Origin of the sequence: Nocardia farcinica, from assembly GCF_029867845.1 — a bacterium.
Lineage (GTDB): Bacteria > Actinomycetota > Actinomycetes > Mycobacteriales > Mycobacteriaceae > Nocardia > Nocardia farcinica_A.
In genome coordinates this window covers 1-10,667 of record NZ_JARWRU010000129.1, presented here as the reverse complement: position 1 = coordinate 10,667, position 10,667 = coordinate 1, and the positions used below count along the sequence as shown (strand labels likewise).

Below are 10,667 nucleotides of genomic sequence, written 5' to 3'. Positions count from 1 at the left end.
CCCCCTTTTTTGCCGCCCCGATCCAGACCCCCCCCCCGCCCCCCGGGGCATCCCCCCCGGCGGCGGCCCACCCGGGTTCGCCGGCCCACTACGCCCCGCACACCCGGGCCTCGCAGGGCTCCGAGGGCCCGGACGCCGCCGCGCCCGCCAGGATCGAGATCACCGGCCTGACCCAGGACATCAAGCCCGGCCTGACCTACACCGTCTCGTTCAACTTCAAGGAGAACGGCACCGTGCAGGTGCAGGTCCCGGTCGACGCGGGCCACACCACCGAGCGGCAGGTCTCCGAGCTGTCCGGCCCGGCACCGGAGGGCGCGGGCGGCGGCCACTGAGGCCGCTGCGCTCCCCGAGACACACGCGAAGGCTGTCGCACCCGGTGCGGCAGCCTTTCTCGTCTCCGCCGCCGGTCCGGGCTGCCCGCCCCTTCGCTGCCCGCCCCTTCGCTGTCGGCCCCGCTGCGTAAGGTGCCCGTGTGGCAAAGACCAAGGCGATCTTCCGGTGCGCTGCCTGCGGGCACGAGGTGGCCAAGTGGGTGGGCAAGTGCCCGGACTGCGGCGCCTGGGGCACGGTCGAGGAGGCGGCGCCGGTGGCCACGGTGGCGGGCGCACCGGGCAGGCGGGCCATGCTGCCCAGCACCGCGGCCGCACCGCTGTCGGCCATCGACTCCCAGGTCACCCGGGCGCGCCCGACCGGGGTGTCGGAGCTGGACCGGGTACTCGGCGGCGGCGTGGTGCCCGGCTCGGTGGTGCTGCTGTCCGGTGAGCCGGGGGTCGGCAAGTCGACCCTGCTGCTCGAGGTCGCGCACCGGTGGGCGCGCCGGGAGGGCGAGAAGGCCCTCTACGTGACCGCCGAGGAGTCCGCGGGCCAGGTCCGGCTGCGGGCCGACCGCACCGGCGCGGTGCACGAGCGGGTGTACCTGGCGGCGGAATCGGATCTGTCGGTGGTGCTCGGCCACGTCGAGCAGGTGCGCCCGAGCCTGCTCGTGGTCGACTCGGTGCAGACCATGCTCGCGCCCGAGGCCGACGGCGTGATCGGCGGCGTCACCCAGGTGCGCGAGGTGACCTCGGCGCTGACCTCGCTGGCCAAGTCGAGCGGGATCGCGGTGCTGCTGGTCGGCCACGTCACCAAGGACGGCAACGTGGCGGGCCCGCGCACCCTCGAGCACCTGGTCGACGTGGTGCTCCAGTTCGAGGGCGACAAGAACTCCACGCTGCGCATGGTGCGCGGTATCAAGAACCGCTTCGGCAGCGCCGACGAGGTGGGCTGCTTCGAGCTGCACGAGGACGGCATCGTCTGCGTCGACGACCCGTCCGGGCTGTTCCTGCACCACCGCACCGACCCGGTGTCCGGGACCGCCGTGACCGTCGCCATGGACGGCAAGCGGCCGCTGGTCGGCGAGGTGCAGGGGCTGACGGTCAAGACCGAGATCCCCGCGCCGCGCCGGGCGGTCAGCGGACTGGACTACAACCGGGTCGCGATGGTGCTCGCGGTGTTGCAGAGCCGCGGCCGGGTGTTCCTCGGCAAGCACGACGTGTACGCCGCCACGGTGGGCGGCATGCGCCTGGTCGAGCCCGCCGCCGATCTGGCCATCGCGCTGGCCATCGCCAGCGCCGAATCCGACACCGCGCTGCCGGCGGGCTGGGTGATCCTCGGCGAGGTCGGCCTGGCGGGCGAGGTGCGCAAGGTGACCGGGGTGGCCCGCAGGCTGGCCGAGGCGCAGCGGCTCGGATTCACCACCGCGCTGGTGCCGCCGGGCTCGGAACAGGTGAAGGTCAAGGGGATTCGCATCCAGGAGGTCGGCGACGTGCGCTCGGCGCTGCGCCTGGCCGGTCTGCGCGGCCGCCGCTCCGAGGGGTGAACCGATCCGACGGCCCTCAGGCGGTGTCGGACGACCCTGAGCCGGTGTCGGACGACCCTGAGCCGGTGTCGAACAGCCCTCAGGCGATGTCGAACGGCCCTCAGGCGATGTTGAACGGCTCCGCGGCGCTGCGCACCGATCCCAGCTGGGCGACGACGCTGTAGGCGCCCGGCGGGACCGGCACCCGCTCGCCCGCGCACTCCGGCTGCGAGGTGGAGCCCGACCAGGTGACCTGGAAGGCGGCCTGCTCGCCGCCGTCGAGGGTGCGCACGTCCGGCTTGCCCTCAGGAGAGCAGTCGGTGCTTGTCCACAATCTGCGGGCGCCGTCGAGGGTCTGCACCGAGATCTGCTGGGCGGCGGAACCGAAGTCCCGGGCGCACGGCTCGGCGGAGATGTTGGTGATGACGATGCCGAAGACCGGCTTCTCACCGGCCCGGTAGGTGGGCTGGGCGACGGTCACCTTGATGGCCAGCGACTGGTCCGGGCACTGGTTGCTCGCCATCGCGGCCTCTCCCGACGGCGCCGCGGGGGAGCTGCGCACAGCGCTCCCCGACGGCTCCACCTTGCCGTCGCCCGCGGGCGCGGCGGTCGTGGTGGTGGCCGCCTGCGGGTCGCCGACGGAATCTCCGCCGCGCGCCACCATGAGCACGACCCAGATCAGTAGCGCGAGCACCACGACGAGAACTCCGACGGCGAAAACACGACGACGCCAGTAGATCTCCGGAGGCAGCGGTCCAGTCGGTTCCAGCACGATTCAAACTTACGGCCAGCGAGCCGCACGCGGTCTCATGACCTCGGCGTGTCGGCGCTGCCCCGCTCCGCCGTGCGACGGAACGGGTATCGATGAGCTGCTGTTATGCCGTATGTGTCCGGTTCAGGCCGTTTCCCCGATATTGCCGACGACACGCTGCAACTTCACCTTGCCCTCGGCCAGCTTGTAGGTGACCGAGGCGATGGCGAGCTCGCCGCACGCGACCTTGTTGGAGATGATCATCGAGCGCTGCATGAGCAGGCGCGAGGTCTCCACCACGTGCCTGGCCTCCAGCTCGTCGACGCTGCCGAGCCCCTCCCGGCGCGCGGCCAGGATCGAGGGGGTGACGCGCTCGACGACGCTGCGGATGAAGCCGCCGGGCACCTCGCCGCCGTCGAGAGCTTCCACGGTGGCCTTGACCGCGCCGCAGCTGTCGTGGCCGAGCACCACGATCAACGGCACGTTCAGCACGTGGACGCCGTATTCGATGGAGCCGAGCACGGAGCTGTCGATGACGTGGCCCGCGGTGCGGACGACGAACATGTCGCCCAGACCCTGGTCGAAGATCAGCTCGCCCGCAACCCGGGAGTCGCCGCAGCCGAACAGGATGGCTTTGGGATGCTGGCCGGAGGCCAGCCTGGCACGGTCAGCGATGCCCTGGCTAGGATGCAGCACATTGCCGCTGACGAATCGCTCGTTGCCCTCGCGGAGGGACTTCCAAGCGCTTATCGGGTTCGTGGGCATGACTCTCATTCTGCACGGCAGGCGCCCTACCAGCGAGTCACCTGAGTTACGGGTGCGCAAAACCGGGCTTGCAGAGCGGCGCGGAAAGCGGTGAGGACGAAGGCTGGAGCGTGGGTAGGGACATCGTGGGCGTTGGCATGGCGGGCAGCGAGACAGCCGAGACGGCGATCCCCGCGGAGGTCCTGCTCGCGTGGTACGGCCGCACCGCGCGCGACCTGCCGTGGCGTCGGCCCGGCGTGACCGCCTGGCAGATCCTGATGAGCGAGATCATGCTCCAGCAGACCCCGGTGGCCAGGGTGGAACCGATCTGGCGGGAGTGGGTGCTTCGCTGGCCGGTTCCCTCGGCGATGGCGGCCAGTTCGCAGGCCGAGGTGCTGCGCGCCTGGGGCAAGCTGGGCTATCCGCGCCGGGCGCTGCGCCTGCACGAGTGCGCGCGGGTGCTGGCCGCCGAGCACGGCGACGAGGTGCCCGCCGATGTGGACGTGCTGCTCGGCCTGCCCGGCATCGGCGCCTACACCGCCCGCGCGGTGGCCTGTTTCGCCTACGGGCAGCGGGTGCCGGTGGTGGACACCAACGTCCGGCGGGTGGTGGCGCGCGCGGTGCACGGCCGGGCCGAGGCGGGCAATCCGTCGGCGCGGGATCTGGCCGAGACCGAGGCGCTGCTGCCGCTCGCCGAGCGTCCCGCCGCGGTGTTCTCCGCCGCCCTCATGGAGCTGGGCGCGACCGTGTGCACGGCCCGCACACCCGGCTGCGAGCGGTGCCCGCTGCCGCGGTGCGCCTGGGTGGCGGCCGGCCGACCTGCCTCGACGGCGGTGCGCAGGACGCAGAAGTACGAGGGCACCGACCGGCAGGCCAGGGGCAGGCTGCTCGATGTGCTGCGCGCGGCGTCGGGGCCGGTGGAACGGGTGCGGCTGGACATGGCGTGGACCCGCGATCCGGGCCAGCGGGACCGGGCGCTGGATTCGCTGCTGGTGGACGGGCTGATCGAGCAGACGGCCGAGGGGCTGTTCGCGCTGGCGGGCGAGGGCGAGGCCTGAGCCGGGTTCAGCTGTCGGCGAGCACCTCACGCAGGAAGCGTTCGACCTCGTCGCGATAACGCCGCGGCTGTTCGTCGTGTACGAGATGCCCGGCGTCGTCGATCAGGACGTGACGGGCGTTGGGGTTGATCGCGGCCATCTCCCGCATCTGGCCGGGCACGGTGATGGTGTGCTCGCCCTCGATCAGCAGGGCGGGGGCCCGCACGGCCTTCCATTCGTCCCAGAAATGGCGGCCGCCCCATTCCTCGGAGATGTCGCGGAAGGTGGCCACCGAGCCGTGCAGGCGGTAGCCGTCGGCGTCGTGATGGAACGAGCGGAGGAAGTAGCGGCCCGCCACCGGTCCGAAGTAGTCGAGCACGGCCTGCTCGCCGGGGAACGGCTGCGGCCAGGCCTCGATCATGGCGGCCCAGTTCGCGGCGGTGCGGCCGGTGAAGTCGGGGCCGATGTCCTCCACCACCAGCGCGCGCACCCGTTCCGGGTGGCGGGCGGCGAAGACCCAGCCGTGCAGGCCGCCCATGGAGTGGCCGATCACCACCATGGGCTCGGTGACGGCGGCGGTGGCCGCGGCGAGGTCGTCGACAAAGGATTCGGTGGTCAGCTCGGCGGGGGCGGGCCTGCCGTGCCCGGCGGCGTCGAAGGTGTACACGTGGCCGTGCGCGCGCAGCCAGTCCAGCTGATCCGACCAGGTGCGGGCGCTGCCCATCAGGCCGTGCAGCAGCAGGATCGGCACGCCGGCGCCGCCTTCGTCGTGCAGGTGGCGCGAACCGCCCGCCCGTGCGCCGTCCGCCCCCCCGGCCCCCAGCTGCTCGCTCACCCGCACACCATCTCCCACGACTCGGCCCGCGCCGTCGCGGGCCCTCCCGGTCGGCACGGGCCCGGCTGCGCACCCGGCCCTGTCACCGTCGACTCGATTCTGCCCCGGCCGTATTGTCGAGGACATGGCTGTTGTGAAGATCAATGCGATCGAGGTTCCCGAGGGCGCGGGCCCGGAGCTGGAGAAGCGGTTCGGCGCACGCGCGCACGCGGTGGAGAACTCCCCCGGCTTCCTCGGATTCCAGCTGCTGCGCCCGGTGGCGGGCGATAATCGTTATTTCGTTGTCACGCAGTGGGATTCCGAGGAGTCCTTCGCCGCATGGCGGGACGGTCCGGCGCGCGCCGCGCACGCGGGCAGCGGCGACAAGAAGCCGGTGTCCACGGGCGCCTCGCTGCTCGAGTTCGAGGTCGTGCTCGACGTGCAGGCCAAGGGCGCCGCGAGCGAATAGGACCCGCTGCCCCGGCGGGTCGCGCAGCACCGTCTTGACGGTGTACGACCTCGGGTGTCACAGTTCAGACGACCAAGCGTTGGTGAGCGGTAATCCGGTGGGAACCCGGAGCGGTCGCGCCACTGTATTCGACGTGTCGAGCCCGTCTCCGCCACCGGCGGTGCGGCTCGGGGCGGCGGGAGCCAGACACCGGCACCATCGCACCACCCCCTGACGGGACGCTGAATCCCAAGGAGGACCCGATGGCCATTGCGCACTCCCCCGCCACCACCCGAGCGGCCGATTCGGTCGCGACCGTGCTCGTCACGGTCGGTGTCGTTCTTCTCGCACTGCTCACCCTCTACCTGGTCGGCTTCGACCAGGGCGCGATCTCGCGCAGCGGGATGTTCCTGCACGAGCTGATGCACGACGGACGGCATCTGCTGGGTGTGCCGTGCCACTGACCGGATCACTGCGAACCCTGTTGCTGCGTGGCCTGCTGGCCGGCGTGATCGCCGGCCTGCTGGCCGCCACGGTCGGCCACTTCGTCGGGGAACCGCACGTCGATGCCGCCATCGCGCTGGAAGAGGCGATGGCCGAGGATTCCCTCGGCGCCGAGGCGGGTCACTCCCACGGCGAGCAGGCCGGGCACTCCCACGGCGACGACGCCGAGGTGAGCCGCACCGGTCAGAAGTTCGGCCAGTTCCTGGCCCTCGGCCTCTACGGGCTGGCGCTCGGCGCCATCTTCGGCACGGTGGCGCACTACGCGCGCCGCTGCACCGCGCTGTCCGGTCCCACGCTCGCGCTGCTCACCGGCGTCTGCGGCTGGACCGCGGTCGCCGCGGTGCCGTTCTTCAAGTACCCGGCGAATCCACCCGCGGTGGGCGATCCCGACACCATCGACGACCGCACCCTGCTGTGGGTGGCGGTGGTGCTGCTCGGTGTCGCCGCCGTCGGCGCCGGCCTGTACGCCTACAAGGCGCTGGCCGGGCAGCTGTCGACGGTCCGGTTGATCGGGGCGTGGCGGCCTTCCTGGCCGTGACCACGGTGGGCTACGTGCTGTTGCCCGGCGTCGACGAGGTGTCCCCGGACTTCCCGCCGAGCCTGCTGTGGCAGTTCCGGGTGTCCTCGCTGGCGGTGACCACCACGCTGTGGGCGGCGCTGGCGCTGGGATACGCGGCGCTGACCGAGTTCTCCGCCCGCACGCCCGAACGCGAGCCGGTCACCACGGTGTGATCCGCCGACCACACCGATGAGGGGGCGAGGGACCACCGCCCTTTCCGTGTGACCGGTCCTTCGCGTGATCACCGCTCGCTCGACCGACGATCCGATCGGACAATCGAATACGACACGCCTTCCGGGCGGTGCGGATGCCGGTCCGCGCCGCCCGGATTCGTTTCCGGCCGGGCGAACCGGCGGTGCACGGCTGTGGCCGCGACGCCGGGCGAAGCGAGCATCGTCGGCGCGGCCGGGCCGGCCGATCGCTGCCTCGGCTAGGCAGGGACCACGGCCAACTGGCGCGCCTGGGCCACCAGCGCCCCCGTGCTGTCCCAGATCTCGAAGTCCTCCTCGTGGAAGCCGTCGATCAGGTAGTCGGTGCGTGCCCGGCAGGCCAGCCAGCCGGGCGCGGGACGGCGGCGCACGTGCACGGTCAGTTCGAGCGTCGACGACCCGGCAACCCCGGCGTCGAGCACCACCGGCGCGGCCGCGTCGACCAGCAGCGCGGCGGCGATCGAGTCCAGCGCCTCGCCCTCGGTCGGCCGCAGCCAGAACTCGCCGCGGGTCACCCCGCTCGGACGGCCGCGCCAGAAACCCGCGGGCTCCGGCATCCGCACCGCCACCCGCTCGGCGATGGTGACCCCAGGCAGGTCCAGCCCGGCCAGCGGGTCGGCGCAGGCGCCGGGATCGGGCAGCCGGGGCGGGCCGTTGCGCACCAGCGTCGGCCCGCCTGCCGCGGCGTGATCGGCGAAGGTGGCCTGAACCCGCAGCAATTCCCGGCCGCCGCCGCGCAGCGTGGCCGTCCCGGTGGAGGTACGCCGCCCGGCCCGCACCACCTCGGTGTCGACCACGGCCGGTCCGGGGACGCCGGGACGCAGGAAACAGGCGGAGGCGACGAGCACGTCCGGGTGGGGCAGTTCGGCGGCCAGTGCCCGCAGGCAGCAGGCGAGCAGGTAGCCGCCGTTCACGCTGCCGCCCAGGGAGATCCAGCGATCGGACAGCTCGACGTCGTGCCTGCCGCCGCCCCGTGCTCGCGTGGCCGCCTCCGCCGGGTAGGCGGCCGGAGGTGGGGTGCAGGCCGGGGGAACGGTGATGGATTCGCGCATACCGGCATAGTGGGCCGCGACGGGCACGGAGTCGATTACCTGTGAGGTCATGGCCCGCCCGCGCGGACGCTCCTACGATCGGCGGGTATGACGCCGCAAGCCGTCGGGCCGATGCTGCGCCGCTGGCGCCGGGAACGCCGCCTCAGCCAGCTGGAACTGGCGCTGCGCGCGGGCACCTCCACCCGGCACCTGAGCTTCGTGGAAACCGGGCGCGCCACGCCGAGCCGCGCCATGCTCGCCCGGCTCAGCGAGCACCTGGACATCCCGCTGCGCGAGCGCGACCGCCTGCTACTCGCCGCCGGCTTCGCCCCCATGCACGGCGCACCGGAGCTCGACACCGCCGACATGGCCCCGATCCGCGCGGTAGTGCGGCGAATCCTGGTGGCACACGAGCCTTTTCCCGCGCTCGCGGTTGACGGCGATTGGCGCATGGTCGACGCCAACGCCGGGGTGCGGGTCTTCCTCGAAGGTCTCGACCCTCGGCTGCTGCGGCCGCCGGTCAACGCGCTGCGGCTCACCCTGCACCCCGGCGGGCTCGCGCCGCGCATCGCCAACCTCGGCCAGTGGCGCGGGCACGTCCTGGCCCGGCTGGCGCGCCAGATCACCGCGACCGGCTCGGCCGTGCTGGCGGACCTGCACGACGAGCTGGCCGCCTACCCGTGTGAGGACGCGGACGAACCCGGGCCGGACACGGACATGCCCGCCGTGCCGATGCTCCTGCGGCACGACGGGCACGAGCTGGCGCTGCTCAGCGTCACCAGCGTGTTCGGCACGCCCCGCAATGTGACCACCGCGGAACTGGCCGTCGAATCGTTCTTCCCGGCCGACGCGGCCACCCGCGCGCGGCTCACCGAACTGGTCGGGTGAGCCCGCGCGTGCGACGGCGGGGCGGCGTCCGGGCCGGGCGGCGTCAGGCCAGCGCGGCGTCCAGGGTGATGTCACCGACGCCGGTCAGGGCCTTGGACACCGGGCAGCCCACCTTGGCGGCCTCGGCGGCGGCCCGGAAACCGATCTCGTCCATGTCCTCGACGCGACCTCGCACGGTCAGCTTGATGCCGCTGATGCGGAACCCGCCCGCCGGGTCGGGGCCGAGGGTGACATCGGCGGTGACGTCCAGGCTCTGGGTGGTGCCGCCGTCGGCGGCGATCTGCGCCGACAACGCCATGGCGTAGCAGGACGAGTGCGCGGCCGCGATCAGCTCCTCCGGGCTGGTGGTGCCGTCGGCGTCGTCGGCGGACCGCTTCGGGAACGACACGTCGTACTTGCCGACCCCGGAACTGGCCAGCTCGACCTGACCGGAACCGTCCTGCAGACCACCGGACCAGGCGGTGCGCGCGGTACGTGTTGGCATCATCGTCCTTTCGTGAAGAAGATCGTGCTGGGGTCGTACTCCTGCACGCTCGAACGTACCCGCGCGCCGCGCCGGGCGGGCCGCTTCGCCCATCAGCCCACCGCCGCTGTACCCGTGCCGACCACGGCGGTGCCCAACAGCCGACGGCCGTGGCCCCCTCAGCCCACCGCCGCTGAGATGCGCTCCTCGAGCTGTTCGAGCATCTTCGGCCACACCTGCTGGTGCAGGTCTCGCACCGCCTCGCCGGCGAATCCGCTGTGCCGCAGGCGCACTCTGATCCCGCGTGGCTGCTTGCGCAACTCCACGTGCACCACGGTCTCGGTGCCGTCGGTGGCGGCGGTGACCCAGGTGAACTCGATCTCACGGTCGGGGACCAGGCGAAGGAATCGGCCGTAGTGCGGATTGCGCTTGCCCTCGTATTCGGTCTCGAAATAGAACGGTTCTCCGACTTCGGCCCGCATCCGCACCGAGTCCGGCGCCGCGAGCCAGATGTCGAACCCCCTGGTGAGAGCCGCGTAGACCAGCGAAGCCGGTGCGTTCATCACCCGCTCCACGCACAGCTCGTGCGGGCGGGCGGACAGATCGGGAAAGCGAGTGGACTGGTCGACCATGCCCGGACCATACCCGGCGAAATCGCCGCATGACCGGAGCCCGGGCGGCTCGGCCGAATAGGCTGCAAGGGTGACACTGCCAGCCATAGCGAATCGGGACTCGATCGTGCGCGACTGCGCCATCGCGCTCATCGTGGCGATGATCCAGGTCGCGGGTGGTCGCGCGGCGAATCTGGGGCAGTCCGGGGTGCGTTCACTGGACGTGCTCGGCTGCGTGCTGCTGCTCGCCGGGCCGGTCGCCCTGGTGCTGCGGCAGGTGGAGCCGCTGGCGGTGCTGGTGGTGACGCTGGCGGCCTGTGGCATCTATCTGGCTCTCGACTACGGCTGGGGGCCGGTCTTCCTCGCCCCGGTGGTCGCCTTCCTCACCGCGGCGATCGACGGATCACGCTGGTGGACCTACCCTTTCGTGCCCGCCTGCTTCCTGCTGTTCGTCTGGCCGCTGCCCGCGCTGCTCGGGCGGCCGGTGGGCGCGTGGACGGTGGTGGCCGTGCTCGGCTGGCTGGTCGTCGTGGTCGGCGCGGCCGAGGCGCTGCGGGTGCGCAGGCTGATCGCGAACCTGCGTGAGCAGCGCTTCGACGCCGCACGGCGGGTCGAGCACGCCCAGCGCGAGCGGTTCGCCTGCGAGGAGCGGTTGCAGTCGGCGCGCGAACTGCACGACGTGCTGGCGCAAGGTCTTTCGCTGATCAATGTGCAGTCCTCGGTGGCGCTGGAGTTGTTCGAACGCAAGCCGATGCAGGCACGGTCGGCGCT

At 72.3% G+C, this 10,667-nt stretch carries 12 protein-coding genes, 2 pseudogenes and 1 riboswitch; of the genes and pseudogenes, 8 read left to right on the top strand and 6 right to left on the bottom strand.

What is annotated here, in order from left to right:
- A pseudogene (locus QH283_RS02520) lies at positions 1 to 332 on the top strand (hypothetical protein); the annotation flags it as partial.
- Between the two features lie 140 nt (positions 333 to 472).
- Positions 473 to 1,858, top strand: coding sequence for a DNA repair protein RadA (gene radA, locus QH283_RS02515; protein WP_280501399.1), 1,386 nt, complete (start codon positions 473 to 475; stop codon positions 1,856 to 1,858).
- A 100-nt stretch (positions 1,859 to 1,958) separates the two neighbouring features.
- Here radA and QH283_RS02510 read toward each other — a convergent pair whose 3' ends face one another.
- Positions 1,959 to 2,609, bottom strand: coding sequence for a hypothetical protein (locus QH283_RS02510; protein ID WP_280501398.1), 651 nt, complete (start codon positions 2,607 to 2,609; stop codon positions 1,959 to 1,961).
- A gap of 123 nt (positions 2,610 to 2,732) precedes the next feature.
- A complete protein-coding gene (locus QH283_RS02505; protein ID WP_280501397.1) occupies positions 2,733 to 3,353 on the bottom strand; it encodes a carbonic anhydrase in 621 nt (206 codons plus the stop codon).
- Positions 3,354 to 3,490: 137 nt separating this feature from the next.
- On the opposite strand from QH283_RS02505, the gene QH283_RS02500 reads away from it, so the two are divergent.
- Positions 3,491 to 4,390, top strand: a complete 900-nt coding sequence (locus tag QH283_RS02500; RefSeq protein WP_280501400.1) for an A/G-specific adenine glycosylase — start codon at positions 3,491 to 3,493, stop codon at positions 4,388 to 4,390.
- 7 nt (positions 4,391 to 4,397) lie between these two features.
- Here the strand turns inward: QH283_RS02500 and QH283_RS02495 are convergent, their stop codons facing one another.
- On the bottom strand, positions 4,398 to 5,204 hold the full coding sequence (locus tag QH283_RS02495; protein ID WP_280501396.1) for an alpha/beta fold hydrolase: 807 nt from the start codon (positions 5,202 to 5,204) through the stop codon (positions 4,398 to 4,400).
- A gap of 124 nt (positions 5,205 to 5,328) precedes the next feature.
- Here QH283_RS02495 and QH283_RS02490 point away from each other — a divergent pair, with 124 nt between their 5' ends.
- The 3 genes and pseudogenes from QH283_RS02490 to QH283_RS02480 all read left to right on the top strand — a co-directional run bounded on the left by QH283_RS02490 (position 5,329) and on the right by QH283_RS02480 (position 6,867).
- Complete coding sequence (locus tag QH283_RS02490) at positions 5,329 to 5,652, top strand: antibiotic biosynthesis monooxygenase family protein (RefSeq protein WP_280501395.1); 324 nt, start codon at positions 5,329 to 5,331, stop codon at positions 5,650 to 5,652.
- A 43-nt stretch (positions 5,653 to 5,695) separates the two neighbouring features.
- Positions 5,696 to 5,860: riboswitch (cobalamin riboswitch) on the top strand.
- A 34-nt stretch (positions 5,861 to 5,894) separates the two neighbouring features.
- Complete coding sequence (locus tag QH283_RS02485; RefSeq protein ID WP_280501394.1) at positions 5,895 to 6,095, top strand: CbtB domain-containing protein; 201 nt, start codon at positions 5,895 to 5,897, stop codon at positions 6,093 to 6,095.
- Positions 6,086 to 6,867: pseudogene (locus tag QH283_RS02480) on the top strand (CbtA family protein). Before QH283_RS02485 ends, QH283_RS02480 begins: the two are co-directional and overlap by 10 nt.
- A gap of 257 nt (positions 6,868 to 7,124) precedes the next feature.
- Here the strand turns inward: QH283_RS02480 and QH283_RS02475 are convergent.
- On the bottom strand, positions 7,125 to 7,955 hold the full coding sequence (locus QH283_RS02475; protein WP_280501393.1) for a thioesterase family protein: 831 nt from the start codon (positions 7,953 to 7,955) through the stop codon (positions 7,125 to 7,127).
- A gap of 87 nt (positions 7,956 to 8,042) precedes the next feature.
- Here QH283_RS02475 and QH283_RS02470 point away from each other — a divergent pair, with 87 nt between their 5' ends.
- The gene (locus QH283_RS02470) at positions 8,043 to 8,822 is read left to right on the top strand and encodes a helix-turn-helix domain-containing protein (RefSeq protein ID WP_280501392.1); all 780 of its coding nucleotides are present in this window, start codon (positions 8,043 to 8,045) and stop codon (positions 8,820 to 8,822) included.
- Positions 8,823 to 8,865: 43 nt separating this feature from the next.
- Here the strand turns inward: QH283_RS02470 and QH283_RS02465 are convergent, their stop codons facing one another.
- Positions 8,866 to 9,306 carry an OsmC family peroxiredoxin gene (locus QH283_RS02465; protein WP_280501391.1) on the bottom strand — a complete coding sequence of 147 codons (441 nt, stop codon included), beginning with the start codon at positions 9,304 to 9,306 and terminating at the stop codon, positions 8,866 to 8,868.
- A 158-nt stretch (positions 9,307 to 9,464) separates the two neighbouring features.
- The gene (locus tag QH283_RS02460) at positions 9,465 to 9,917 is read right to left on the bottom strand and encodes an SRPBCC family protein (protein WP_280501390.1); all 453 of its coding nucleotides are present in this window, start codon (positions 9,915 to 9,917) and stop codon (positions 9,465 to 9,467) included.
- A 70-nt stretch (positions 9,918 to 9,987) separates the two neighbouring features.
- Here QH283_RS02460 and QH283_RS02455 point away from each other — a divergent pair.
- Positions 9,988 to 10,667, top strand: a 680-nt coding sequence (locus QH283_RS02455) for a histidine kinase dimerization/phosphoacceptor domain-containing protein (RefSeq protein WP_280501389.1), incomplete at its 3' end; no start/stop codon positions are given.